This window comes from Variovorax soli NBRC 106424 (genome assembly GCF_001591385.1).
Lineage (GTDB): Bacteria > Pseudomonadota > Gammaproteobacteria > Burkholderiales > Burkholderiaceae_C > Variovorax > Variovorax soli.
In genome coordinates, this window is the sequence record NZ_BCUU01000082.1 from 1 (window position 1) to 24,056 (window position 24,056).

The 24,056-nt window shown below is 67.3% G+C and carries 24 protein-coding genes; 6 read left to right on the top strand and 18 right to left on the bottom strand.

Going from position 1 to position 24,056, the window contains the following annotated elements; all coding sequences use genetic code 11:
• The 4 genes from VSO01S_RS20010 to VSO01S_RS20025 all read right to left on the bottom strand — a co-directional run.
• On the bottom strand, positions 1-1,020 hold a 1,020-nt coding region (locus VSO01S_RS20010), incomplete at its 3' end, for an ROK family transcriptional regulator (protein ID WP_068644566.1).
• On the bottom strand, positions 1,020-1,823 hold the full coding sequence (locus tag VSO01S_RS20015; RefSeq protein WP_068644567.1) for an ATP-binding cassette domain-containing protein: 804 nt from the start codon (positions 1,821-1,823) through the stop codon (positions 1,020-1,022). The genes VSO01S_RS20010 and VSO01S_RS20015, both read right to left, overlap by 1 nt.
• A gap of 1 nt (position 1,824) precedes the next feature.
• Complete coding sequence (locus VSO01S_RS20020; protein ID WP_068644568.1) at positions 1,825-2,820, bottom strand: ABC transporter permease; 996 nt, start codon at positions 2,818-2,820, stop codon at positions 1,825-1,827.
• Between the two features lie 35 nt (positions 2,821-2,855).
• On the bottom strand, positions 2,856-3,869 hold the full coding sequence (locus tag VSO01S_RS20025; protein WP_068644569.1) for a sugar ABC transporter substrate-binding protein: 1,014 nt from the start codon (positions 3,867-3,869) through the stop codon (positions 2,856-2,858).
• A 199-nt stretch (positions 3,870-4,068) separates the two neighbouring features.
• Between VSO01S_RS20025 and VSO01S_RS20030 the strand changes: the two genes are divergently transcribed.
• Positions 4,069-5,001, top strand: a complete 933-nt coding sequence (locus tag VSO01S_RS20030; protein WP_068644570.1) for a carbohydrate kinase family protein — start codon at positions 4,069-4,071, stop codon at positions 4,999-5,001.
• 4 nt (positions 5,002-5,005) lie between these two features.
• Here the strand turns inward: VSO01S_RS20030 and VSO01S_RS20035 are convergent, their stop codons facing one another.
• Positions 5,006-6,814, bottom strand: a complete 1,809-nt coding sequence (locus VSO01S_RS20035; protein ID WP_084241991.1) for a cation:proton antiporter — start codon at positions 6,812-6,814, stop codon at positions 5,006-5,008.
• 115 nt (positions 6,815-6,929) lie between these two features.
• Between VSO01S_RS20035 and VSO01S_RS20040 the strand changes: the two genes are divergently transcribed.
• A complete protein-coding gene (locus tag VSO01S_RS20040; RefSeq protein ID WP_084241996.1) occupies positions 6,930-8,612 on the top strand; it encodes a mechanosensitive ion channel family protein in 1,683 nt (560 codons plus the stop codon).
• A 6-nt stretch (positions 8,613-8,618) separates the two neighbouring features.
• On the opposite strand, the gene VSO01S_RS20045 is transcribed toward VSO01S_RS20040, so the two are convergent.
• Positions 8,619-9,647, bottom strand: a complete 1,029-nt coding sequence (locus VSO01S_RS20045; protein ID WP_373282914.1) for a DUF1214 domain-containing protein — start codon at positions 9,645-9,647, stop codon at positions 8,619-8,621.
• Between the two features lie 207 nt (positions 9,648-9,854).
• Here VSO01S_RS20045 and VSO01S_RS20050 point away from each other — a divergent pair, with 207 nt between their 5' ends.
• Both VSO01S_RS20050 and VSO01S_RS20055 read left to right on the top strand, forming a co-directional pair.
• Entirely contained in the window at positions 9,855-11,396 is a 1,542-nt protein-coding gene (locus VSO01S_RS20050) for a DUF1254 domain-containing protein (protein ID WP_245684265.1), read from the top strand.
• A 532-nt stretch (positions 11,397-11,928) separates the two neighbouring features.
• Entirely contained in the window at positions 11,929-13,275 is a 1,347-nt protein-coding gene (locus tag VSO01S_RS20055; protein ID WP_068644574.1) for a dihydrolipoyl dehydrogenase family protein, read from the top strand.
• Positions 13,276-13,298: 23 nt separating this feature from the next.
• Here the strand turns inward: VSO01S_RS20055 and merE are convergent, their stop codons facing one another.
• Genes merE through merT form a run of 6 tightly spaced genes read right to left on the bottom strand, consistent with a single transcriptional unit; the run spans position 13,299 to position 17,050 of the window.
• Positions 13,299-13,532, bottom strand: a complete 234-nt coding sequence (merE, locus tag VSO01S_RS26840; RefSeq protein WP_084241993.1) for a broad-spectrum mercury transporter MerE — start codon at positions 13,530-13,532, stop codon at positions 13,299-13,301.
• A 57-nt stretch (positions 13,533-13,589) separates the two neighbouring features.
• A complete protein-coding gene (gene merB / locus VSO01S_RS20060) occupies positions 13,590-14,267 on the bottom strand; it encodes an organomercurial lyase MerB (RefSeq protein ID WP_245684266.1) in 678 nt (225 codons plus the stop codon).
• A gap of 9 nt (positions 14,268-14,276) precedes the next feature.
• Positions 14,277-15,959: a mercury(II) reductase gene (gene merA, locus VSO01S_RS20065; protein WP_068644575.1), complete on the bottom strand. Its 1,683-nt coding sequence runs from the start codon at positions 15,957-15,959 to the stop codon at positions 14,277-14,279.
• Between the two features lie 34 nt (positions 15,960-15,993).
• Positions 15,994-16,398 (bottom strand): organomercurial transporter MerC, encoded by a 405-nt coding sequence (gene merC / locus VSO01S_RS20070; protein WP_068644576.1) that lies wholly within the window; start codon positions 16,396-16,398, stop codon positions 15,994-15,996.
• A 10-nt stretch (positions 16,399-16,408) separates the two neighbouring features.
• Positions 16,409-16,687: a mercury resistance system periplasmic binding protein MerP gene (gene merP, locus VSO01S_RS20075; RefSeq protein WP_068644577.1), complete on the bottom strand. Its 279-nt coding sequence runs from the start codon at positions 16,685-16,687 to the stop codon at positions 16,409-16,411.
• Positions 16,688-16,699: 12 nt separating this feature from the next.
• Entirely contained in the window at positions 16,700-17,050 is a 351-nt protein-coding gene (merT, locus tag VSO01S_RS20080; protein WP_068644578.1) for a mercuric ion transporter MerT, read from the bottom strand.
• Positions 17,051-17,123: 73 nt separating this feature from the next.
• On the opposite strand from merT, the gene merR reads away from it, so the two are divergent.
• On the top strand, positions 17,124-17,534 hold the full coding sequence (merR, locus tag VSO01S_RS20085; RefSeq protein ID WP_068644579.1) for a mercury resistance transcriptional regulator MerR: 411 nt from the start codon (positions 17,124-17,126) through the stop codon (positions 17,532-17,534).
• Positions 17,535-17,702: 168 nt separating this feature from the next.
• Here merR and VSO01S_RS20090 read toward each other — a convergent pair whose 3' ends face one another.
• The 5 genes from VSO01S_RS20090 to VSO01S_RS20110 all read right to left on the bottom strand — a co-directional run bounded on the left by VSO01S_RS20090 (position 17,703) and on the right by VSO01S_RS20110 (position 21,571).
• Positions 17,703-18,350 (bottom strand): glutathione S-transferase family protein, encoded by a 648-nt coding sequence (locus VSO01S_RS20090; RefSeq protein ID WP_084241994.1) that lies wholly within the window; start codon positions 18,348-18,350, stop codon positions 17,703-17,705.
• A 51-nt stretch (positions 18,351-18,401) separates the two neighbouring features.
• Entirely contained in the window at positions 18,402-18,947 is a 546-nt protein-coding gene (locus VSO01S_RS20095; RefSeq protein ID WP_068644581.1) for a GNAT family N-acetyltransferase, read from the bottom strand.
• Positions 18,944-19,567 (bottom strand): helix-turn-helix domain-containing protein, encoded by a 624-nt coding sequence (locus tag VSO01S_RS20100; RefSeq protein WP_068644586.1) that lies wholly within the window; start codon positions 19,565-19,567, stop codon positions 18,944-18,946. The genes VSO01S_RS20095 and VSO01S_RS20100 overlap by 4 nt, the downstream gene beginning before the upstream one ends.
• A gap of 40 nt (positions 19,568-19,607) precedes the next feature.
• Positions 19,608-20,546: a hypothetical protein gene (locus tag VSO01S_RS28035; protein WP_245684267.1), complete on the bottom strand. Its 939-nt coding sequence runs from the start codon at positions 20,544-20,546 to the stop codon at positions 19,608-19,610.
• A 125-nt stretch (positions 20,547-20,671) separates the two neighbouring features.
• The gene (locus VSO01S_RS20110; protein ID WP_068644582.1) at positions 20,672-21,571 is read right to left on the bottom strand and encodes an AraC family transcriptional regulator; all 900 of its coding nucleotides are present in this window, start codon (positions 21,569-21,571) and stop codon (positions 20,672-20,674) included.
• Between the two features lie 102 nt (positions 21,572-21,673).
• Here VSO01S_RS20110 and VSO01S_RS20115 point away from each other — a divergent pair, with 102 nt between their 5' ends.
• Positions 21,674-22,417: an SDR family oxidoreductase gene (locus VSO01S_RS20115; protein WP_174544749.1), complete on the top strand. Its 744-nt coding sequence runs from the start codon at positions 21,674-21,676 to the stop codon at positions 22,415-22,417.
• An 83-nt stretch (positions 22,418-22,500) separates the two neighbouring features.
• Here the strand turns inward: VSO01S_RS20115 and VSO01S_RS20120 are convergent.
• Positions 22,501-24,056, bottom strand: a 1,556-nt coding sequence (locus VSO01S_RS20120; protein ID WP_153305333.1) for an ATP-binding cassette domain-containing protein, incomplete at its 5' end; no start/stop codon positions are given.

A 24,056-nucleotide genomic window follows, 5' to 3' on the forward strand; every position in this document is an offset into this window, starting at 1 on the left:
CGCGATGCCGGGCGCGGCCAGCGCCAGCCACGCCTGCGTCACCGGCAGCCACGGCGCCTGCATGGCGCGCGCGTCGGCCGCGGCGCCGGTGTCCAGGCCGGCCTCGGCATACATCTTCTCCAGCGTGAAGAGCGAGGCCACGCTCAGCAGCTGCCGCGGCGGCTCGCCGCGCAGGGCCGCGCCCATCGACATCGAGCCGATGGCGCCCGCATTGCCCGTGGCACCGCTGCGCAGGTGGCTGTCGATGACCAGCCCGCCGCCGATGAAGGTGTCGACGAACACATAGAGAAAGCTGCGCACGCTGCGCCCGCGCCCGGCCACCAGCTCGGCCACGCAGGCGGCCGCGGTGTCCTTGCACAGGGCCACGGGCAGCTGCGTCATCTCCTGCACTTCTGCTTCGATGTCGATCTCGTGCCAGCGCGCGGCCTGCTGCGGCGCCACGCCCAGCAGCGACTGCCAGCCGCCCAGCGAGAGCGGCGCCGCGATGCCCACCCCGCGCAGCAGCTGCCCACGCTTGGGGCCCAGCGATTTGCGCAAGAGCTTCAGGCGCGCGCGGATCTCGTCGAACAGCGTGTCGGGGTCGGGAAAGTCATAGTCCAGCGTGAGGCGCTCGCGCACCTGCGCCGCAAAATCGAGCAGCAGCACGTCGAGGCTGCGCCGTCCGATCTTGATGCCGATGGAAAAGGCGCCCTCGGGGTTGAGCGCCATCGGCACCGAAGGCTGGCCGATGCGCCCGCGCAGCGGCGCATGCTTGATCACCAGGCCCTCGGCCTCCAGCCGCGCGATGATGATCTGCACCGTCTGCGCCGTGAGGTTGGTCAGCCGCGCGATCTCGGCCTTGGGCAGCGGGCCGTGCAGGCGGATGGCCTGTAGCACCACCCGCTCGTTGAACTGGCGCATGCCCACCTGGTTGGAGCCGCGCGGGCGAAGGCGCTGGGCGCCCTCGTGCGCATGGCTGCCGCCTGCTGCCGCTGCGATCGGTCCGTTCTCCATGTCGGCGCCCTCCCGGCCGGCGCTCATCATGCGAAGGCCTGGTGCGGCAGCTCTTCCGGGCGCATGGCCCCGGTCATCACGGCGACGGTGTCGCTCATGCTGATGTTCTTGGGGTTGACGATGCAGGCGCGCTTGCCGAGGCGGGCGATATGGATGCGGTCAGCGATCTCGAACACATGCGGCATATTGTGGCTGATGAGGATCACCGGCAGCCCGCGGTCGCGCACGCGCCGGATGAGTTCCAGCACCATGTTGCCCTCCTTCACGCCCAGCGCCGCGGTGGGCTCGTCGAGGATGACCACATGCCGCGCAAACGCCGCGCTGCGCGCCACCGCCACGCACTGGCGCTGGCCGCCCGAGAGCGTTTCCACCGCCTGCGTCATCGAGCGGATGCCCACCTTCAGGTCGTTCATGCGGGCAATGCTCTCTTCCAGCATCTTCTTCTTGTCGATGCAGCGGAACAGGCGCGAGAAGAAGCCGGGGCGGATGATCTCGCGGCCGAGGAACAGGTTCTCGGCAATGGTCATGGCCGGCGCCACCGCCAGGTCCTGGTAGACCGTCTCGATGCCCTCGCGCCGCGCGTCCATGGGCGACTTGAAATGGATGGGCTTGCCGTCGAGCCGGATCTCGCCCTCGTCCGGAATGGTGGCACCCGACAGCGCCTTGATGAGCGAGGACTTGCCGGCGCCGTTGTCGCCGATCACGGCCATGATCTCGCCGGCGCGCAGCTCGAAGTCGGCGCCGTCCAGCGCGGTGACGCTGCCGTAGCGCTTGACGAGGCCCTTGGCCTCCATCACCAGGGGGCCGTGGGAATGTGCGGGGGTGTTCATTTCAGCGGACTCCTCTGCGCGAAATCTGATCGGTGGCCACGGCCAGGATGACCAGCACGCCGGTGATCAGCACCTGGTACACCGACGACACGCCCATCAGCGTGAGCCCGTTGCGGAACACGCCCACGATGATCGCGCCCAGCAGGGTGCCCAGGACGATGCCGCGGCCGCCGAAGAGGCTGGTGCCGCCCAGCACCACCGCCGTGATGGCGTCCAGGTTCTCGGTCTGCCCGGCATTGGGGTCGCCCACCGCAGTGCGTGCCACCGACAGCAGCGAGGCGATTCCGTAGAACAGGCCGGCGGTGACGTACACCGCCAGCAGCACCTTGTCGGTGGCAATACCGGTGAGGCGCGTGGCCTCGGGGTTGTTGCCCACCGCGTACACATGGCGCCCGGGCTGCGTCTCGCGCAGGCCCCACCACATGAACGCATACAGGGCGATCATCAGGATCGTGCCGTAGTTGATGGCCGCCCCGCCGATGGCGATGGTGTTGCCGAAGAAGGTCATCGCCGGCGGCAGGTCGGTCACCGTCTGCGCGTTCGAATAGAGCTGCGTCACGGCGAAGGCGATGTTCATCGTGCCCAGCGTCACGATGAATGGCGGCAGGCGGATGCGCGTCACCAGGAGGCCGTTGACCAGACCGAAGCCCATGGTCACCAGCATGCCGCACACGATGGCCAGGTAGGCATTCATGCCGCTGTCCACCGCGAGCTTGGTCATGACGATGCCGCCCAGCGCCATCACCATGCCGCAGCTCAGGTCGATGCCCGCGGTGAGGATGATGAGCGTCTGCCCGATGGCGATGGTGCCCACCACCATCACCTGCTGCAGGATGAGCGAGAAGTTCTGCACCGACAGGAAGCGGTCGCTCTGCGTGGCGAAGAATCCGCAGGCCAGCAGCAGCGCGATCAGCGGGCCCAGCGTGGCCAGCGGCGGCAGGTGCAGGCCGCCGGCCGACGCGGCCGAGGAAGAGGAAGAAGAGGTGGTGGCCGACATGGCGCGTCCTTCAGGCGTTGGCTCCGCAGCGCGCCTTACTTGCCCCAGCACAGATCGGTGCCGACCTTGGTGTCCTTGCTGTCCACGCCGGCCATGGGCTTGTCGGTGATCAGGGTCACGCCGGTGTCGGTGTAGCCCTTGGCCTTGGTGCCGTTCTTGGCGTACTGCACGCCGGCGGCCACGCCCATGGCGGCCATCTTCAGCGGGTACTGCTGCGAGGTGGCGGCAATCACGCCCGACTTGACGTTGCGCACGCCGGCGCAGCCGCCGTCCACCGACACGATGAGCACGCCCTTTTCCTTGCCCGCCGCCTTCAGCGCCTGGTAGGCACCGGCCGCGGCCGGTTCGTTGATGGTGTAGACGAGGTTGATGTCGGGGTTCTTCTGCAGGCAGTTCTCCATGGCCGTCTGGCCCTTGGCCTGGTCGCCGTAGCTGTCAGCGCTGCAGACCACCTCGGGGCTCTTGGAAAGCTCGTTGCTCTTGGCATCCGCCGCCGGCAGGCCGAAGCCCTTCATGAAGCCGTTGTGCCGCTGCGCGCCCACCGGGTGGCCGGGGAACAGGTCCAGCGTGGCGATCTTGGGCGTCTTGCCGGCCATGGCGACCTTGGCGTATTCGCCGATGAGCAGGCCCGCCTTGTAGTTGTCGGTGGCGAACAGGGCGTCGGTGGCGTCGGCCGGATCGGCCGGGCTGTCCAGCGCGATGAACATCACGCCCTTGTCCTGCGCCTTCTTGATGGCCGGCACGATGGCCTTCGAATCGTTGGGCGTGATCAGGATGGTCTTGGCACCGCCCGCGATCATGTTCTCGATGGCCGTGACCTGGCCCGCGTTGTCGCCGTCCGCCTTGCCGGCCGCGCTCAGCAGCTTGGCGCCCTGCTCCTTGGCGGCCGCCTGCGCGCCTTCCTTCATCTTCACGAAGAAGGGGTTGGTGTCGGTCTTGGTGATGAGGCCGATGACCGGCGCGTCGGCGGCGAAAGCGCCGCCCGCAACGGCCGCGAGGCCGGCGGCTGCAAAGACGGAAGCGATGTTGAAGCGAGCCTTGTTGGGCATGGGTTGTCTCCTTGAAGCGTGTGACATGAAGGTCCGACGGACCGGCGTGCTGGAAATTCTGGTCTGCATGAATAGATAAATCAATTCGATTTATTAAGTGTTTTCCCGGGTTCCTGCCCCTCCCCCGTTGCGCGATGCTCGCCCGCGGCCCCGGCGCAATCCCGCGCTGGCCCGAAAGATCCGATCGGGAGAGAAGCAAATGTTTGTCGTATGTGGCGAGGCCCTCATGGACGTGTTCGCCGCCGGGGACACCCCCACCGGCACCACGCTGGACGCGCGCGTGGGCGGCTCGCCCTTCAATGTGGCCGTGGGGCTGGCGCGGCTGGCCCAGCCGGTGGCCTTCTTCAGCGCCATCTCCAGCGGCTTCCTGGGCGAGCGGCTGATGCAGGCGCTGCGAAGCGAGGGTGTCGACTGCGCCACCGTGACCCGCCCCGACGCGCCCACCACGCTGGGCCTGGTGGGGCTGGACGCGCAAGGCGTGCCCTCGTACAGCTTCTATGGCGACAACTGCGCCGACCGCCAGCTCACGGCCGAGGCGCTGGACCTGCTGCCGTCGCGCATCAGCGCCTTGCAGGTGGGCTCGTATGCCACCGTGGTGCCGCCCATCGCAAGCACGCTGCGCACCCTGGTCGAGCGCGAGCGCAAGCGCACGCCCGTGTGCTACGACCCCAATGTGCGGCTCAACGTGGAGCCCTCGCTCGCCCCCTGGCGCGAGATGCTGCAGTGGATGCTGCCGCGCACGCACCTGCTCAAGATCAGCGAGGAAGACCTGCACCTGCTGCGCCCGGGCATGGCGCCCGCGCAGTTCGCGGGCGAAGCACTGGCCGCCGGCGTCGGCCTGGTGGTGGTCACCCGCGGCGCGCAAGGCGCCGCCGCCTGGACGCGCCAGGGCGAGGCCACCGTGCCCGCCCAAGCCATGACGGTGGTCGACACCGTGGGCGCGGGCGACACCTTCCAGGCGGCCCTGCTCACCTGGCTGGCGGAGCAGGGTGGCCTGGCCATCGAGAAAATCTCCGGGCTTTCGTCGGGCCAGCTGAACCAGGCCCTGGGCTTTGCGGTGGCTGCGGCAGCCATCACCTGCTCGCGCCGCGGGGCCGACCTGCCCCGGCGCGGCGAACTGCCGGCGGCCTGAAGGCTCAGCCGGCCTTCTCGGCCAGCCCGCCCGTGGGCGGGTCGAAGCGGATCACCGTCCAGCCCGCCTCCGCCTTGAAGGGCTGCTCGCTCGAATAGATGCGGAACTGCCCCGACGGCGACACGCCGCCGATCAGCCACCAGTCCTCGCCCATCTTGCCCATGCGTTCCTGGAACTCGGGCCAGCCGTAGCTCTTGGTGAGGGTGGTGGTCTGCACGGTCCAGCCGTCCTGCAGGCGCGCGTTGAGCAGGTGGAAGCTCGCCTCCTGGTGAAAGGCGTAGTAGCCGCGCCGCACCAGCGCCACCTCGCCGGCCGCCTGGCCCGCGCCGCGCCGCTGCGCCAGCTGGAAGGTGCGGTGGTTGCCCATGCGCCGGCCCTGCGCCTTGCACACCAGCGCGTTGTACGAATCGTTGTCGGTGGCGCACAGGAGGTAGCTCAGGTGCTGCACCTCCAGCGTCTCTTCCGCATGCTCGGACAAGAACTCGCCGTAGAAGGTCTCGATGCCCTGCATGCGCGCCAGCTTGAGCGCGTCGTAGTCGCGGTCCACCACCAGCACGTCGATCTGCAGCTTCTGCAGGGCCAGCGCCAGCGCGCAGGTAAAGGGCGAGGCGCCGACGATGAGCAGGCCCGAATCGGTGCGCGCCGCCAGGCCCAGCCGGCGCGCGAAGCGGCCCAGCGTCAGGCCGTGGCACAGCACGGTCGAGATCACGATGAGGAAGGTGGCCGGCAGCAGCTTTTCCGCATCGGGGTAGCCGGCATGCACCAGCGCCGGGCCGAACACGCCGGCCGTGGCCACCGCCACGATGCCACGCGGCGCGATCCAGCCCAGCAGCAGCTTGTCTTCCCGGCGCATGGGCGCGCCCAGCGTCGCCACCGCGATGGTGACGGGCCGCACCAGGAAGATGATGCACAGCACGAAGGCCCCCATGCGCCAATCCACGAGCTTGAGCTGCTGCGGCGCGAGCTGGCTCGGAATGACGATGAACAGGATGGACAGCAGCACCACCGTCAGGTCTTCCTTGAAGCGCTGCAGCGATTCGCGCTCGGCCAGGTCCATGTTGCCGATGACCAGGCCCATGACGGTGACGGTGAGCAGCCCCGCCTCGTCCTGCACCTGGTTGCTGGCCCAGAAGGCCGCCAGCACCAGCACCATGAGGATGGGCGGCTTCAGGTGCTCGGGCGCACCGCCGCGCCGGTACAGCCAGCCGATGGCCCAGCCGCCCAGGCCGCCGAGCACCAGCGCCACGGCGATGGCGGCGCCCAGGGCCTTGAAGGTGGTGGCGAGGTCGCCGTCGGAAATGGTGAAGTACTGGAAGGCCAGCACCGTCATGAGCACGCCCACCGGGTCGTTGACGATGCCCTCCCACTTCAGCAGCGCGGCCGACTCCTTGTTCAGTCGCGCCTGGCGCAGCAGCGGAATGATCACCGTGGGGCCCGTCACCACCAGGATGGCGCCGAGCACCACGGCCACCGGCCACGCCAGGCCGCCCACATAATGGGCCGCCAGGCTGGCCAGCAGCCAGGCCACCGGCGGGCCCAGCACGGTGAGGCGGCCCACGCCACGGCCCACGCGCCGGAATTCGCCCAGCTTCAGGTCCATGCCGCCCTCGAACAGGATGATGGCCACGCCCAGCCCGATCAGCTCGCTGAGCTGCTCGCGCGGCAGGTTCAGGCTCACCACGCCGGTGACCGGCCCCAGCACCAGGCCCACCGCGATCAGCACCACGATGGCCGGCAGGCGCACCCAGGCGGCCAGCCACTGGCTGGCCAGGCCCGCGCACAGGATCATCAACAGCAACGACGCCGAATGCATTTCTTGTAGAACTCCCTCTCTTGGCAATGGACGCGGAGCCTACACCGGTTTCAGGCATGATCCGCCGCGAATATCGCCCGCACGCGCTGGCGGCGGGCCAATGGAGGAATTTTCGATGCTGCGATTGATGTCGCGATTCGTGGTGGCGGGGCTCGTGCCGATGCTCATGCTGCTCATGCTCGTTCTTGCAGCGCCGGGCGAGGCAGCGGCACAGCCCACGGCGGCGGTGCAGGCGCCGGTGCAGGCGTCGTCGGACTCGGCGCAGTCTGCCCAGGTGGTGGTGCAGCACCGCAAGATCGCACTGATGCGCGGCACCTTCATGGGCGTGTCGGCGCACGAGCGGGCGCGCCGCGCCGAGCAGACCGTGGACGAACTGCTGGACAAGGGCGGCCCCGGCCAGGTCACGGCGTCGGACGCGCCGCAAGGCAAGGTGCTGCTGATCGACAGCGCCTTTGCCTTCTTCCTGCTGCCGCAGGACGCCGACGCTGCGCGCGGCCAGACGCTCGACGCCCTGGCGCAGGACACGGTCCAGACGCTGTCGCAAGCCATTTCCGAGACGCGCGAGGCGCGCGACAAGGGGCGGCTGCTGCACGCGGCGCTCTACAGCGCGCTGGCCACGCTGGTCTTCGTGTTCCTGGTGTGGCTGGCCTTGCGCATCCGCCGCGCCCTGGCGGCCCGCACCAGCGCCCTGCTTGAGTCCAAGGCGGCCGACATCCAGGTGGGCGGCCTGGGCATCCTGCACCCGGGGCGCATTCGCATGGCGGCCCGCTGGCTGGTGGGCGTGGGCTTGTGGCTGGTGGTGGCCATGCTCACCTACGAATGGCTGGTGTACGTTCTCAGACGCTTTGCCTACACGCGGGCCTGGGGCGAGCAGCTGGGCAGCTTCCTGTTCGGCGTGCTGCAGCGCATCGGGTCGGGCGTGCTCGGCGCGCTGCCCGACCTGGCGGTGGCCCTGTGCATCTTCCTGCTGGCGCGCGGCGTGGTGGTCATGGTGCGCCCCATGTTCGACCGTGCCGAGCACGGCCTGAGCAGCCTGCCCTGGCTGGACCGCGACCTGGCGGTGCCCACCCGCCGCATCTTCAACACGGCGGTGTGGCTGTTCGCCCTGGCGATGGCCTACCCCTACCTGCCGGGCGCGCAGAGCGAGGCGTTCAAGGGCATCTCGGTGCTGGTCGGCCTGATGCTGACGCTGGGCGGCTCCAGCCTGGTGGGCCAGGGCGCCAGCGGTCTCATCCTCATGTATTCGCGCACCATCCGCGTGGGCGAGTACGTGCGCATCAACGACCAGGAAGGCACCGTCACCGAGCTGGGCACCTTCACCACCAAGATCCGCACCGGCCTGGGCGAGGAGATCAGCATGCCCAACTCGGTGATCATGGGCTCGGTCACCAAGAACTATTCGCGCACGGTTCGCGGGCCGGGCTACATCCTGGACGCCACCCTCACCATCGGCTACGACACGCCGTGGCGCCAGGTGGAGGCCATGATGATCGAGGCCGCGCGGCGCACCGAAGGCGTGCTGGACGCGCCCGCGCCCAATGTGTTCAAGACCGCCCTGTCCGACTTCTACGTCGAGTACCGGCTGGTGTGCCAGGCCATCCCCTCGCAGCCGCGCCCGCGCGCGGAGGTGATGCAGCTGCTGCACTCGCACTTGCTGGACGTGTTCAACGAGCACGGCGTGCAGATCATGTCGCCGCACTACTTCGGCGACCCGGCGCATGCCAAGGTCGTGCCGCAGGGCCAGTGGTGGAGCGCGCCGGCGCAGCAGCCCGGCGCCGCCCCTGCGCGGGACGCCTGAGGATCGTCAGTTGACGGGTTGCGGCTCTGGAAACTGCCAGCTGCCGTTCAGCACCTCGGCGCGCGGCCGGTACAGCCGCACGGTGTAGTTCCAGCCCGCCACGATCGGCAGGCAATTGGCGGCCTGGGGCTTGCACCCGCCGAACTGGATCTGGACGGAGCCGTCGGCTTCCTTCCTGGCCGTGATGTTGTTCAGCGTGTAGGCGTTGGCGGCGTTCTTCTCGAAATAGCCCTTGGCGTTGTAGACGCTGATCGACCAGAAGGCATCCACCGGCACGTCCTTCACGTTCAGGCGATAGACGGTCTTGCCGTCGTTGCGCGCGGGCGTGATGTTCAAGTAGGTGGCGTCCTTGTCCGGGTTGCCGCCCCAGCCGGCAGCCGTGCCCAGCAGGTGGCGCACCGGGTCCACCTCGCCCTTCTTGCCGAAGGCGCCCTTGAAGTCCGGCGCGGTGGACTGCAGCACCAGCAGCGCGTCGCGCACCTTCTTCTGGCTCACCGCGTCCCACCGGGGCAGCTCGAGCTTGCCGGGCGCGGCCTGGCTGACCTGGATGGCGTCCTGCAGGGCGTGCACCTGCTTCAGGTCTTCGGCGCTGCCGGGATCGACCAGCGTGCGGATGCCCACCGCCACGTAGCGCGTGCCCACGCCCTCGCGCGTGAGCGTGTGGGTGCCTGCGCCGTAGAACACGTCGGGCACGTAGTGGTCTTCGCTGATCACCTGCATCGACATGAAGCGCTTGCCCGCATCGGGCATGGTGATGGTCACCGGCCCGGCGTCCAGGTCGAAGACGCCGGAGCTGTAGAGCGTGTCCCGGTTCAGGCGCACCACGGTCTGGTTGTCGATGCTGGCCGGGGCGCGGCGATGGGCCAGCTTGCCCACACCGTCGACCTTGGCCATGCCGGCGAAGTAGGTGTCGGACTCGGCCCGCACGAAGTTGTCGACGGTGACGGGTACGGCCTTGGCGGCGGTCGCCGGGGTCTGCGCCTGGGCCGCTGCCGATGCGGCGGCTGCCACAACGGTCAGGGCGGCGGCCACGATGGCCTGGATCTTCCGGGTAGGGCTCACGCTTGTCCTTTCTTGTGTCTGCTTCGAGCAATTGCCGGATGGCAGTGCGATGCGCGGGCGAGTCTATGCCAGGGCGGCGCATCCGCAGTGACGTCTGGCGGACAGTTCGCGCGCCCCCGAAGCCGCGCTTCTTTACTAGACTCGGCCTTTCATCCACAGCCGCGTCCATCGAAGATGCCCATGCACCGTCTGTCGACCTCTCAGCCCGCCGAAATGCGCCGTGGCAAGGCACTTTCGGCCGCCTGCCTCGCGGCCGGCGCCCTGCTCCTTTCGGCCTGCACCACGGTCTCGCCCTCGTCCTACGACATGACGACCAAGGTGCCCCAGCAGATCACCACGCCCGAGCTGGTGGACACGCGCCTGGGCACCCTGAAGTTCTTCGACGGCATTCCGACCGCGGCCACCGCGAAGAAGGTGTACGAGCAGCTGGACTTCAGCCGCGGCATCGAGGTGTTCCTCAACGGCATTCCCGGCGCCTCGCTGGTGGCCATGCGGCGCGGCCTGCGCGAGGTGGGCGCGGTGGACGGCACCATCGGCATCTACGACGACCTGCTCGACAGCAAGTCGCTGCTGCTCACCGGCAACACCGAGAGCGTGTATGCCATGACCTGGATCGACCTCACCAAGGGTCCGGTGGTGGTCGAGAGCCCGCCCAACGTGCTGGGCGTGCTGGACGACTTCTGGTTCCGCTACGTGATCGACCTGGGCAACGCCGGCCCCGACAAGGGCCAGGGCGGCAAGTTCCTGATCCTGCCGCCGGGCTACAAGGGCGAGGTGCCGCCGGGCTACTTCGTGGCGCGCCCGGCCACCTTCAACAACTGGCTGATATGGCGCGGCTTCGCGGTCAACGGCGACCCGAAGCCGGCGGCCGAGAACATCCGCAGGTCGGCGCGGGTGTATCCGCTGTCCGAGACCGGGCAGGCGCATGCGCCCAAGTTCGTCAACCTGTCGGGGCGCAGCTTCAATACCGTGCACGCCAACGACTTCAGCTTCTACGGTGAACTCAACGAGATCATCCAGGAGGAGCCCGAGGATTCCTTCGGCCCCGACATGATGGGCCTGTTCAACAGCATCGGCCTGGTCAAGGGCCAGCCCTTCGAGCCCGACGGGAGCATGAAGCGCCTGCTGACCGACTCGGTGGCGGTGGGCAATGCGCTGGCGCGTTCCATCGACTTCCGCAACCGCGACAAGCGCGCACGGATCTACCCCGACGGCAACTGGAACACGCCTTTCATCGGCGGCAGCTACGAATGGCTCACGCCGGGCGGCGCGCGCAACTTCGACGCGCGCACCATGTTCTTCTACGCCGCCACGGTCAACACGCCGGCCATGGCGGTGGCCATGCCGGGCGTGGGCTCGCAGTACGCGGTGTCCAACCTCGACGTCACGGGGCGGCCCTTCGACGGCAACAACGTCTACCGCCTGCGCATTCCCGCCAACGTGCCAGTGAAGGACTTCTGGTCGGTGGCGGTGTACGACCCGCAGACGCGGTCGCTGCTGCAGACCGACCAGCGCTTTCCGAGCCTGTCGAGCAACACGCAGCCCAAGGCCAATGCCGACGGCAGCGTGGATGTGTACTTCTCCGGCAAGCGGCCCGAGGGTGCGGCCAACTGGATCCAGACCGTGCCCGGCAAGAGCTGGTTCGCCATCTTCCGCCTCTACGGGCCGCTCGCGCCCTGGTTCGACAAGCGCTGGCGGCTGCCGGACATCGAGCCGCTCTGAGCCTCGGGTGGTGCGGCGATGCGTTTAAACGCCCTCGCCTTGCTGTGACGGCAATGCCTACGAGCGTCCGCTTGCAGTGGACCTTCGAAGTCTCCTTTGGGCCCACTCCCGCCGGCCAGGACAACGCCGGCAATGACCGGAAAGCCAGCGGAAGCAGTCGTTGCCGCTCGATTTGAGAACCAAGAGCTTTCTCCTGATCGGAACCGGCTCAGGCGCAGGTTGTCGCCGGGGACGGCGTGGTAGTTGAAGTAGCCCTGCATCACACGGCGAAGCCATGTGCCGACCACTGCGATCGGTTCGTGCCGGCGTCGGTACAACGCCTGCCGCAGCGCCTGCGGCGCCGACCAACTCGCCGATGCGCCCCGTGGCGTAGGCGAAGTCGACCACGAAGCGCAGTCGTTGGGCCGCCACCGCCGGCCAGCCATGACACTCGAGCCCCTCAAAAAGCTTAGGGCGGTGTGCCCACTTTGGGTGGGTATCGGTTTCTGCTCCATCCCCGTAAGCTGCACGTACCTCCACTCCGGGAACGAACATGGCGGGCGAATACGACTTGGTGATTGTTGGGTCCGGCACGGCGGCGATGGTGGCGGCCATGCGCGTGAGCGAGGAGGGATGGAGGGTGGCAGTTGCCGACTTCAGGCCGTTTGGAGGCACCTGTGCGCTGCGAGGTTGCGACCCCAAGAAAATGCTCGTGGGCGGAGCAGAGGCGCTCGACCATGTGCGCCGCATGCACGGCAGGGGCGTCGTCGGTGAGACGGCCATCGATTGGCCCGGCCTGATGGCGTTCAAACGCAGCTTCACCGATCCGGTGCCCGAGAATCACTTGCAGCGCTATGCCGCCAAAGGGATCGACACTTTCCACGGCCAGGCGCGCTTCGTGGACCACACGCGGATCGCCATTGGTGCTGAAACGCTGACCTTTCGCCACGCGCTGCTCGCGTGCGGAGCCGAACCCATCCCGCTGGGCATCCAAGGCGAGCAGCACCTGATGACCAACGAAGGCTTTCTCGGCCTGGAGTCGTTGCCACACCGCATTGTCCTGGTGGGGGGCGGCTACATCGCAGCCGAGTTTTCACATATCGCCGCACGAGCGGGCAGCCAGGTGATCGTCCTGCAGCACGCAGAGCGCATGCTCAAGGCCTTCGACCCGGACTTGGTCGGCTGGCTGATGGAGAAATTCACGGCCTTGGGTATCGAGGTGCACACTGGCACGAAGGTCGGAGCCGTCGAGAGAACGAATGAGGGGTTCAAAGTCCATGCCTCGTCGGCTCAGGGGCCGATGTCGTTCGACGCCGACCTCGTTGTCCATGCCGCCGGCCGTGCGCCAGCATTGGCCTCGCTCGACCTTGAGGCCGCAGGGGTGGCGGTAGCGAACGGTCGCATTCAGCTCAACGAATATCTGCAGAGCATGTCCAATCCGGCGATCTATGCCGCCGGCGACGCGGCCCAGGTCGGTCCGCCGCTGACCCCGGTGTCGAGCCACGACGCCAAGGTGGTTGCCGCCAACATGCTGAAGGGCAATCAACGCCGGCCGGACTACAGGGGCGTGCCGAGCGTTGCATTCACGATTCCGCCGATCGCCATGGTTGGGCTGAGCGAAGCCGAGGCGCGCAAGCAGGGGCTGAAGTTCCGTGTGAAGAGCCAGAAGGTTCCTGACTGGTTCACGGCTCGCCAGGCGGCGGAGCCGACCTACGGCTTCAAGGTCCTGGTCGACGAGGCAACGGACCGCATCCTCGGCGCCCACTTGGTGGGACCCCATGTCGACGAGGTGATCAACCTGTTCGCGCTGGCCATTCGGCACGACCTGACTGCAGCGGACCTCAAGCGCACGATATTCGCCTATCCCACCGGCGCTTCCGACGTCGGGTACATGCTGTGACCCGGCGGTTCAACGGCGACGGGTCAGCGTGGCGCCTTGAACGCTCGAATGGCGAACGCAACGGACACGCCGAACAAGGCGACCGCGGCCAGCGTCGCAACACCCATGTGAGCGCCGATGAACGCGCCTGCCGCCGTCCCCGATAGCAACAGCGCTACCACGGGCAGGTGGCAGGGACACGTCAGAAGCGCAAGCAGTCCCCAGGCATAACCGCGCCGCCTGGGCGGGGCACCAGCGTGTTCGTTGCGCTCATGCACGGTTTGTCTCCATCAGCTCAGGCTCTCCAACGCAGGGCGTCAATTGCTTCATGTCCGTCATGGATGGTTCTCATCCAGTGTCGGCAACAGCACTTTGGCACTTTGGGCCAGCCGGCGAGCAATCTCCTGCCCCAGAAGGAAAGCCGCCTCGACGCTTACGACCTCAACCTCTGGGTGCCGAAGCGCCCATCGATCGCCGTCAGCGCGAGAGGCGAAGAAATGCACTTGGCAGCAGAAAGATTGCCGGATGCCGGTTTGCGGAACTGCCAAGGAAACAGCGGCGTCGAGTGGTTCGACCGCGCATAGCTCGTGCGGAGCCGCCGTCAGCGACACCGGCATGCCCGTCTCCGGGCAGAGGGAGCGCACGCGCGCGGACTTGCCTATCAAGGCCGGAAACATCAGGGTGTCGAGGGCGCACCAGGTGTACAGCCGGCGCCCCTCCACTTCAAAGACATGGGGCGTTTGCCGCTGCGTGATGCCATAGCCGACGATGTTGCCTGCCGGGTCGTACTCGATGTCAGGTGCTTGCCGCAGTACCGCGTCGACTTGGTCCAATGACTGCCCTGAGGCTTCAGCCAACACCCGCACAGACACCGGGGAGCCTTTTACCAGCTCACGCAGGAGTGCGACAAAGACGGAAGCAAACCCTTCCAGCCTGCTCCCCCCTGACAACCCGTCGATGATGAGCGTCGCGAAGTCGCTCTTGTCGATCATCGCGGCCGCAACGCTCGGCATGGCACCTCCTCAGCCTGCGCAGCACGAAAGCTGCGTCACGTCCTTGGTAAAAGTCTGGGCTGCGAGCTTCAAACCTTCGACCATCGTCAAATAGGGGAACAGCTGGTCGACCAGGTCTTGGACGGTCATGCGGCCTCGGATCGCCAGCGCCGCCGCCTGGATGAGTTCGCCCGCTTCCGCCGCGACCGCCTGCACGCCCAGGATTCGGCCGGTACCAACCTCGGCAACGAGCTTGATGAAGCCGCGCGTGTCGAAATTGACCAGAGCACGCGGCACGTTGTCCAGCGTCAACGTGCGGCTGTCAGCCTTGATCCCCGCCGAATGCGCTTGGGCCTCGGTGTAGCCGACGGTCGCTACCTGCGGATCGGTGAACACGACAGCCGGCATCGCCGTCAGATCGAGCTCAGCCTCGCCGCCCGTCATGTTGACGGCCGCTCGCGTGCCGGCCGCCGCGGCCACATAGACGAACTGCGGTTGGTCCGTGCAGTCGCCTGCCGCATAGATGCCCGCGACGTTGGTTCGCATGCCGCGGTCGATGACGATGGCACCGCGCTCGCCGAGCTTCACGCCTGCGGCTTCGAGGTCCAGGCCGCCAGTGTTCGGCGAGCGTCCGGTGGCCACCAGCAGCCGCTCCGCTCGCAGCACACCGTGATTCGTCGTCAAGACGAACTCGCCATCGGCGTACTCTGCTTGGCTCGCCTCGGTCTGCTCCAGCACCGCGATGCCTTCATCGCGAAACGCGGCAGCGACCGCCTCGCCGACGGCCGGATCTTCCTGGGAAAGTAGCTTGCTGCGCGCCAGGATCGTGACCTGGCTGCCCAGCCGTGCGAACGCCTGCGCAAGTTCCACCGCCACCACGGAGGCACCGATCACCGCCAGGCGTTGGGGAATCACATCGGAGGCCAAGGCTTCGGTTGACGTCCAGTACGGTGTTTCCGTCAGACCCGGGACTGGCGGCACCGCAGCGCTTGCACCGGTGGCCACCAGGCAGCGATCGAAAGACACCTCCTGCTCGCCACCCTCGCGCAGCGTCACCGTGAGCGTATGGCTGTCCTTGAAGCGCGCCGTGCCGTGCACGACCGTAATGGCCAGCGTGCCGCTCAGGATGTTCTCGTACTTGCCCTGACGCAGCTCGTCCACGCGAGCTTGCTGCTGCGCGAGGAGCCGGTCGCGCAGCACGGTCGGCGCCGCCGCGGACAGCCCGGCGTCGAACGGACTTTCGCGGCGCATATGTGCGACGTGTGCAGCGCGGATCATGATCTTGGACGGCACGCAGCCGACATTGACGCAGGTGCCGCCGATCGTGCCGCGTTCGATCAGCGTGACGCGGGCGCCGTTTTCTACCGCCTTGAGCGCCGCTGCCATTGCGGCGCCGCCACTGCCGATGACAGCGACGTGCAGCGGCTGGTCGGCGGCGCCCGGCCGAGCGGCGCCGCCAAGCCATTGACGCGCCTTGCCGAGCAGCCCGGTGGGAGCCGGCGCCGAAGTGTCGACGCGCAGGGCCCGGTACCCAGCCGCTGCCACCGCGGTCGTCAGCGAGGCCGGCGATGTTCCTTCGTCGAGCGTGAGCTTGGCCAGGCGGTCCGGATAGGACACCGATACCGAGCGCACACCTGGCACCATCTTCAGCGCATTGTGTACATGCTGGGCGCACGAGGCGCAGGTCATGCCTTCGATTTGCAAGGTGGTCATTCAACGGCCTGTTCGTTCGGGTTGAAAAAATTGATCACTGTCTCTGCGGTAGCGCGGTCGAGTCAGGAGCGCACTTGCGATGCGCCGGCGCGAGCAGATCCCAGACCGACACGCCGATCATGATGGCCAAGCCCGCGTAGAGCAGTTTCTCCGCCATGGTGTACGCGGCGACGAGCACGATGACCGGCCCGACCATGCCCAGCACGCTGCGGTGCCACTGGCGATGGCTCAGCCAGCCCAGCGCATTGGCCAGCAAGGCCAGCGCGGCAAACAGCGGCAGCAGCACGGTGATGAACAGGCCCTCGTACTGGCTCAGGAAGCCCAGGCCGATGGCACCGCCGAAGCTGCCGATGGCCGGAAAGCACCCCGCACAGCCCATGGCGGAAACGACGCTGCCCAGCGCCCCGGCCTTGTCCCCAATCCGTGCAACCAGTCCCATGGTGTGAGGCCTATTGCTTGGCGGTCGACGGGTACCCGGCGTCCGCCGTGGCCTTGGTCAACGCCTGGATGTTGGTCTTGGCATCATCGAACGACACGACGGCCTGCTTTTTCTCGAAGCTGACATCGGCCTTGTTCACGCCAGTGACTTTGCTCAGCGCCTGCTTGACTGTTATCGGGCACGCCGCGCAGGTCATGCCCGGCACCGACAGGGTGACGGTCTGCGGACTGGCCCACACGGGGGCGGCGAATGCCGCGAGCAGCGCGACGACGGGTAACAGCTTCTTCATGATGAAGTCCTTTCAATAGAACAAGGGCAATACGTAGGGAAATCCGAGCGCGACGATGACCAGCGCTGCGACGATCCAGAACACGACCTGGTAGCCGCGCCGAACCTGCGGCACGGCGCAGACCTCTCCGGGCTTGCAGTCCTGCACGGGCCGAAAAATGCGGCGGTAGGCGAAGAACAGCGCCACCAGCGCCGCCCCCAGAAAAAGCGGCCGGTATGGCTCCAGCGCAGACAGGTTCCCGATCCACGCGCCGCCAGCACCGAGCGTCACCAGGACCAGGGGACCGAGGCAGCAGGTCGACGCGAGCAGCGCGGCGAGGCCTCCTGCAACCAGGGCACCGCGTCCACTTTTGGCTTCCGACATTGCACTCATCCTTTCCACGTGTTTTCGAACAGGGGTAAGCTTACTTCCGTAGTCAAGTACGGAGTCAAGCGGTATGGATAAGCAAGCGGACAACCTGAGCATCGGCGCATTCGCCGAGTTGGCTGGGGTGAACGTGGAGACCATCAGGTTCTACCAGCGCAAGGGACTGCTGTCGCAGCCGGACAGGCCCTACGGAAGTATCCGGCGCTACGGCGAGCCCGACGTGGCGCGGGTCAGGTTCGTGAAGTCTGCGCAGAGCCTGGGTTTCAGCCTCGACGAGGTGGCCAGCCTGCTCGCGTTGGATGACGGCACCCATTGCGATGAAGCGCGCCAGGCCGCGGAGGAAAAACTCGCCGATGTGCGCTCCAAGCTAGCCGATCTCCACCGCATCGAGTCAGTTCTGGCCACGTTGGTTGACGACTGCTGTGCGAGTCACGGGACAGTCTCTTGTCCGCTGATTTCAGCGCTGCAGGAGCAGCCGTAGCAGCGCCTGGCACAAATTCCTGTAGGTGCGCAGCGATCGGAAAGCATTGCGCCTTGGTTGGGCTATACCGAGGAAGTTGCGATTTCTACGGCTATGTCCGCTCCAGGGGCAGAGCGGAAGTCGACGGCGGCGGTAGGAATGTCCGGAGTTGGCCGATTGCGGGTGCAATCATGCCGCTGCATTCTGGCTTGGTGGTTGAAAGATTGCGCTTACCGCCGGCCGGGCACGGTACCGGTCGAACCACGCTGTAAGTGCCGGGTAGTCGCCGGTCACCGTCACGCCCTTTGATCGCGCGAACTCCAAGATGGCTGCGAGTGTGCAGTCGGCCATTGTCGGAAAGTCTCCGGCAATGTATGGCCTTCCCGTGCGCAGCTCGCCGTCCAGATATTCCAGGCCGGCAGGGATGCGACCGAGGAAGTGCGCCGCGACACCGGGCTCGGGAAAGCTCTCCACTTGCGTCACCGTCGCCTGCACATACCGGCCCAGGGGATAGAACACACGCAGCTCCGCAATGCGCTCCAGTTCCCGCACCCTGGCTCGCTCCAACTTCGTTCTTCCGAACAGCGGAGGCGCCGGAAAGCATTCTTCGAGGTACTCTGCGATGGCCAAGGACTCACCAATGAATGTGCTCGGGTCAATCTCGAGCACCGGGACCTTTCCAAACGGATTGCGAAGCAGGTGTGCAGTCGACCGATGCAAACCACCCTGCAGATTCACTTCCTCAATATCCAACACCTTGGCGTTCGCGTTCTTTTCCGCGACATACAGACGCACTCTGTTGGGAGAAGGGGCGCCTGGCAGGAAGTAAAGCTTCATAGTGAACGTCTGGTTATGGGGCCGAATACTGCCCCACGGGCCGGCACTAACTCAAACACGCTTGTAGAAGAACGTGGTGCCACACATTGATCCATCTGGCATCAGCGCGTAGTCCGGCACAACGCCCACTTCCTGCCAGCCTGCGCGCCGATACAGTCGCTCGGCATCCCCGCCCGTTGCGGTATCCAGAACCAGCACGGGTTTCCCCTCCCCACGCGCAACGTCTTCCACTGCAGCCAGCAAGCGCCGAGCCAATCCCTGGCGACGGGCCCTTCGGTGGACAAGCATCTTCGCCACTTCGGCGCGATGAGGTTGGTTCTCGGGCATTGCGGTGACCAATTGCACGGTGCCTAGGATGGCCCCGCCTGGTTCCTCCGCGATCAACAAGATTCGCTCATCGCGGATCACGCCTTCTGCAACGCCTTGCCAGAAAGCCAACGCACGAGCGCGTGGCAAGGGCCACATGAAACTCACGGAAGCGCCACCTTGTACGCAGTCGATAAGCAGTTCGGCCAATCCTTCAAGGCAGTCGGCTGTTTCGTCGGCACCTACGCGGCGAACGGTGATGGTGGGCGGCACAGGGACAGGGATGGTCATGATTCTCGTTGGTTGATCGGGATGCGAGTCGCTGAGCGCCCCGGGGGCTTCGACAGCGTAGTCAGCGCTACCAAATACCGAGCAGGCTGCGCACCGGGGTTGTGGAACACGATGGGCTGATTGAGCTGCATGGCTAGACAGTCACCGGCCGCCAGCGCCCACGTGGTGTCGCCGACGGTCAACTCCATGCGGCCTTTGATCAGCCAAACCTGTTGGTGAATGTCTGCGTCGTGTACCGCTGAATCCAAGGCCAAGCGTTCCCCTGGCGGGAATGTCACCTCCACCAACTGCAGCGGCGAGGGAGCGGGCGGGGAGAGTCGCCGGCGGACGTAGCCCGAGGCAGGGTCTTCCCATACTGGCTGATCGGATAGGCGGATCAGGGGCGACAACGACACGCTGCCGGCTCCATTCGGACCGTCCTCGAAAAATGAGGCAAGCGCCACGCTCAGCCCGATGGCCAGTTTGTCGAGTACGACTGCTGTGGGGCTGCTCTGACCACGCTCGATCAGCGAGATGTTCGAGCGGCTCACGCCGCTGCGCTCGGCTAAGACATCGAGCGAGTAGCCGCGCGAATCTCGGAGTTCGCGCAAGCGCTGGGCAATGCGTGTGTTGATGTCCACGCCGACCGTGGCGGGCCGGTTCACCCGCTGAAAAAAAGAATCAGCGGTAGCCGCTCTCGTTCGGGTTGTGGATGATCCAGATCAGGTTGCCGCTGCTGTAGTCGCCCATGCCGCCGCCGGCGAAGATCAGGCGGCCCTGGCCCTTGTAGGTCATCTCGAAGCGGTGGCGGTCGCCGCCGAAGTAGAACGGGATCCACGCCTTGCCCGTGACGTAGCCGCCCTGGTCGGTGGGCGGGCCGGCGATGTCGGTCACCTGCTTCATCGGCATGCCGATCTGCAGGCCGGTGAACTTGGAGTTCTTCGCCGGAATGCCGGTGATCTCGCCCTCGTAGCCGTTGATGCCCTTGACGGTGCGGCCGCTGCCGGCCTCCACCTTCGACGAATCGATCACGTTGCCTTGCGCATCCATGCCGGGCTTGGCCGCGCCGCCAGCAGCGGACTTGGCGGCTGGTGCGGCGGCAGCGGCCGTTGCCGCAGTTGCCGTGCCTGCAGCGGCGGCGGGCTTGGCGGCGGGCGCAGCGGCTTCGAGCGCGAAATTGCTCGAGCAGTTGTCCAGTTCCAGCGAGGCATCCTGGCTCTTGGTGGCCGGCTTGTACGAACGCACCTTGGCCGTCACCTCACCGCCGTCGAAGCCGCTCTCGCTGGCGCGGCAGGCGAAGTCGGCGCCCTCCACGCCGCTGCCGTTCCAGCTCTTGCCATCGCCCTTGGCGAGTTCGACCGTCACGGTCTTGCCGACCAGCGCGCTGCGGATCTTGGCCGAGTTCTTCGTCGCCAGCGCCTGGCTCACCTGGTCGGCCGTGAGGCCGGAGGCCTGCTTGCGGCGAACCATCTTGGGCGCCGGCCGCTCGGCCGGCGCGGCGGCGGTCTTGGCGGCATCCGTTTCGGCGGAGGACTTCTGGCCCGATTGCATGGTGCTGCAGCCAGCCGCCAGCAAGGCCAGCGCCAGCGAACCCGTCAGAGAGAGATTGAGTGCCTTCATCTTCTTTCTTGAAAAGTGCTTGGGAGGTTGTGCGGGCCAGCCCGATGCAGGCGCCCAGTTGGTAACAGTAGTTACCACTGGAATCCTACACGTGATCGCGCGGTGCGCATCCCTCCCGGAGGGGATCAACCCGCGCGCGCGTACCGTGCCGGCGGCTGGCCGACGTGCCGGCTGAAGGCGGTGCTGAAGGTGCTGGCCGAGCTGTAGCCCACGCGTTCGGCGACTTCGGCCAGGGCAAGTTCGCCGCCGCGCAGCAGCTTCTTGGCCAGTGCCATGCGCCAGGCGACAAGGTATTCCATGGGCGCCAGGCCCACCGCGCGGCTGAAGCGCTCGAAGAAGGCCGAGCGTGACAGCGCGGCCTCGTCCGCCAGTTGCGCCACCGTCCACGGTTGCGACGGCTTCTCGTGCATCTGCCGGATGGCGGCGGCCAGGCGCGCATCGGCCAGCCCGCGCACCAGTCCGGGCGCCGCCGAAGCGCCGCCCGACGAGCGCAGCGCTTCGATGAGCAGCACCTCCGCCAGCCGCGTGAGCACCAGTTCGCGGCCCGCGCGCTGCTCGCGCGCCTCGTCGCCCACCAGTTGCACCAGCGCCGCCAGGCGCACCTGGCCGCGCACATGCACGAGCTGCGGCAGCAGCGAGACGAGCAGTGGCGCATCCGGCGACTCGAAGACGAAATAGCCGCCCAGCAGGCGCACGTCCGGCGGCCCGCTCTGCCGGCCGTGCCGCAGCTCGGCCTGCTGCGATGCACTGGCATGCGGGTCCATCTTCCTGAGCATGGCCGGTGGCTCGAAGCCCGTCATGGCGAAGCCGGGCGTGGCGGGCATCAGCACGAAGTCGCCCGCTTCCAGCGCGATCGGCGCGTGCCCGTCCACGGACAGCAGGCAGCCGCCTTCGAGCACCGCGCAGAAGCTCGGATGGCCAAAGGCCGAATACCGCACGCCCCAGCGTCCGGCGCCGCTGATGCCTTTGGAAAGCACCGAGCCGGGTCGCAGCAGCGAGATCACTTCGGACAGCGGATCGGTCATGACGGCAGGACTAATGCAAATGAATTGGCGACTATCGATTGTAGTCAGTCCTGCGATGGCCGCCTAAAGTTGTGCCATCCCAACCCACCAAGGACTTTGCAGATGAAGACCGTCTTGATCACCGGCTGCTCCTCCGGCTATGGCCTCGAAACCGCCCGCCACTTCCTCGACAACGGCTGGTCCGTGGTCGCGACCATGCGTTCGCCCCGCGACGATGTGTTGCCGCGCAGCGAGCGCCTGCGCGTGCTGGCGCTGGACGTCACCCGGCCCGAAAGCATTGCGCAGGCGCTGGCCGCCGCAGGCCCCATCGACGTGCTGGTCAACAACGCCGGCATCGGCGCGCTCGGCGCCTTCGAGGCCACGCCCATGCAGACCGTGCGCGAGCTCTTCGAGACCAACACCTTCGGCGCCATGGCCATGACCCAGGCCGTGCTGCCGAACTTCCGCCAGCGCGGCGCGGGCACCATCGTCAACGTCACGTCGAGCGCGGTACTGGCACCCTTTCCGCTGGTGGCCGCCTACACGGCGAGCAAGACGGCCATCGAGGGCTTCACCGAATCGCTGGCCCTGGAACTGGCCCAGTTCGGCGTGCGGGTGAAGCTGGTGCAGCCCGGCTACGGCCCCGACACACGCTTTGCCGACAACGGCGCGGCACGCATGCAGGGGCTGATTCCGGAGCCTTACGGCGCCTACGCGCAACGGGTGTTTGGCGAGTTTGCGGGCGTGCGCGTCATGACCCGCCCGGCCGATGTGGCCCAGGGCGTGTGGCAGGCGGCGAACGACACCTCGGCCCAGTTGCGCTTTCCGGCCGGCCCCGATGCCGTGGCGCTGGCACGCGCCAGCTGAGCGCTCGCAAAAAAACCGGCCCCGAAGGGCCGGCCTGCCTCTCGCGTCAAAAGGCAAAAGGGGGAGACAACGCGATCAAGCCATCAAGCCTGCCCGAGGTAGGCACGCTCCAGCGCCGGGTCGTCGCGCAGGGCGCCGGCGGTGTCCGCATGCACGATCTCGCCCGACTCCATCACGTAGCCGCGGTCGGCCACCGCCAGTGCCAGGGCCGCCATCTGGTCCACCAGCAGGATGGTCATGCCCTGGTCGCGCAGGTCGGCCAGCACCTTGAACAGCTCGTTGATCAGCGCCGGGGCCAGGCCCAGCGAGGGCTCGTCCAGCAGCAGCACCTTCGGCTTGGCGATCAGCCCGCGGGCAATGGCCAGCATCTGCTGCTCGCCGCCCGACAACAGGCCCGCGCGGCCATGCATGCGCCGCGAGATGGACGGGAAGCGCTGCACCATCTCTTCCACCTCGCCGGGCTGCAGGTCGGTGCGGGTGTAGGCGCCCATGCGCACGTTGTCGAGCACCGACATCTCCGGGAACACCTGCCGTCCCTCGGGCACCAGCACCAGCCCTTCGCGGGCGATGCGGTGCGGCGCGAGCCGGGCGATTTCCTTGCCGAGGAACATGACGCTGCCCTCGCTGGGCTTGAGCAGGCCCGAGAGCGACTTCATCAGCGTCGACTTGCCGGCGCCGTTGGCGCCCAGCACCGCCACCAGTTCGCCCTGGTGCAGCGCCAGCCCCACGTCGTGCAGCACCTTGGTGCCGCCGTAGCCGGCATGGATGCCCTTGACGGTGAGCAGCGCCTCGGGCGCCGCCTGCCAGCCCGGCGCGCGCGGGCTGGTGGTGAACTGCGCGCCGCCCAGGTAGGCCTCGATCACCGCCTTGTCGGCCCGCACGGCCTCGGGCTTGCCGTGCGCCAGGCGCCGGCCCGCATCGAGCACCACCAGGTGGTCGGAGATGCCCATCACCAGCGTCATGTCGTGCTCGATGAGCACCACGGCCAGGCCCGCATCCGCGATGGTGCGCAGCAGCTTGGCCAGCGCCACCTTGTCGGAATGGTTCAGGCCGGCCGCCGGCTCGTCGAGCATGAGGACGCCGGGGCGCAGCGCCAGTGCGCGCGCAATTTCGAGCAGGCGCTTGTCGATGTGGGCCAGGTCGCCCGCCATGCGCTGCAGGTCGCCCTGGTAGCCCACGTAGTCCAGCAGCGCGCGCGCCCGGTGCACCGCCGCGCTGCCTGCTTCGGACTCCAGGTCGTTCACCGGCGAATGCAGCGCGCCGCCTTCCATGGCCACCAGCAGGTTCTCCAGCACGGTCATCTGGTCGAACAGCTGCGGCGTCTGGAAGGTGCGCGCAATGCCGGCGCGCGCCACCTTGAAGGCGGGCTGGCCGGCCAGGTCGACCGAGCCCAGCCGCACCACGCCGGCGCTGGGCTTGTAGAAGCCGCAGATCAGGTTCAGCAGCGTGGTCTTGCCCGCGCCGTTGGGCCCGATGATGCTGGTGACCTGCCCCGACTCCATGCGGGTGGACACGTCCGACACCGCCTTCAGGCCGCCGAAGGAAATGCCCAGCGTGTCGATCACCAGCGACTCGCGCGTGGGGCGCGCGCCCACCAGCAGCTGCGCCGAGACCGGTGCCTGCGCCGGCTCCGCGGGCC

What these genes read in the sequence shown, in the direction of transcription:
- VSO01S_RS20110 (WP_068644582.1), bottom strand. Translation starts at nt 21,571, where the DNA reads ATGACCGATCCGCTGTCCGAAGTGATCTCGCTGCTGCGACCCGGCTCG.
- merB (WP_245684266.1), bottom strand. Translation starts at nt 14,267, where the DNA reads ATGCCGAGCGTTGCGGCCGCGATGATCGACAAGAGCGACTTCGCGACG.
- VSO01S_RS20015 (WP_068644567.1), bottom strand. Translation starts at nt 1,823, where the DNA reads ATGAACACCCCCGCACATTCCCACGGCCCCCTGGTGATGGAGGCCAAG.
- VSO01S_RS20095 (WP_068644581.1), bottom strand. Translation starts at nt 18,947, where the DNA reads ATGACCATCCCTGTCCCTGTGCCGCCCACCATCACCGTTCGCCGCGTA.
- VSO01S_RS20035 (WP_084241991.1), bottom strand. Translation starts at nt 6,814, where the DNA reads ATGCATTCGGCGTCGTTGCTGTTGATGATCCTGTGCGCGGGCCTGGCC.
- VSO01S_RS20050 (WP_245684265.1), top strand. Translation starts at nt 9,855, where the DNA reads ATGCACCGTCTGTCGACCTCTCAGCCCGCCGAAATGCGCCGTGGCAAG.
- VSO01S_RS20025 (WP_068644569.1), bottom strand. Translation starts at nt 3,869, where the DNA reads ATGCCCAACAAGGCTCGCTTCAACATCGCTTCCGTCTTTGCAGCCGCC.
- VSO01S_RS20090 (WP_084241994.1), bottom strand. Translation starts at nt 18,350, where the DNA reads ATGAAGCTTTACTTCCTGCCAGGCGCCCCTTCTCCCAACAGAGTGCGT.
- merR (WP_068644579.1), top strand. Translation starts at nt 17,124, where the DNA reads ATGGATAAGCAAGCGGACAACCTGAGCATCGGCGCATTCGCCGAGTTG.
- merP (WP_068644577.1), bottom strand. Translation starts at nt 16,687, where the DNA reads ATGAAGAAGCTGTTACCCGTCGTCGCGCTGCTCGCGGCATTCGCCGCC.
- merC (WP_068644576.1), bottom strand. Translation starts at nt 16,398, where the DNA reads ATGGGACTGGTTGCACGGATTGGGGACAAGGCCGGGGCGCTGGGCAGC.
- VSO01S_RS20040 (WP_084241996.1), top strand. Translation starts at nt 6,930, where the DNA reads ATGCTGCGATTGATGTCGCGATTCGTGGTGGCGGGGCTCGTGCCGATG.
- merA (WP_068644575.1), bottom strand. Translation starts at nt 15,959, where the DNA reads ATGACCACCTTGCAAATCGAAGGCATGACCTGCGCCTCGTGCGCCCAG.
- VSO01S_RS20030 (WP_068644570.1), top strand. Translation starts at nt 4,069, where the DNA reads ATGTTTGTCGTATGTGGCGAGGCCCTCATGGACGTGTTCGCCGCCGGG.
- VSO01S_RS20020 (WP_068644568.1), bottom strand. Translation starts at nt 2,820, where the DNA reads ATGTCGGCCACCACCTCTTCTTCCTCTTCCTCGGCCGCGTCGGCCGGC.
- VSO01S_RS28035 (WP_245684267.1), bottom strand. Translation starts at nt 20,546, where the DNA reads ATGAAGGCACTCAATCTCTCTCTGACGGGTTCGCTGGCGCTGGCCTTG.
- VSO01S_RS20055 (WP_068644574.1), top strand. Translation starts at nt 11,929, where the DNA reads ATGGCGGGCGAATACGACTTGGTGATTGTTGGGTCCGGCACGGCGGCG.
- VSO01S_RS20115 (WP_174544749.1), top strand. Translation starts at nt 21,674, where the DNA reads ATGAAGACCGTCTTGATCACCGGCTGCTCCTCCGGCTATGGCCTCGAA.
- merT (WP_068644578.1), bottom strand. Translation starts at nt 17,050, where the DNA reads ATGTCGGAAGCCAAAAGTGGACGCGGTGCCCTGGTTGCAGGAGGCCTC.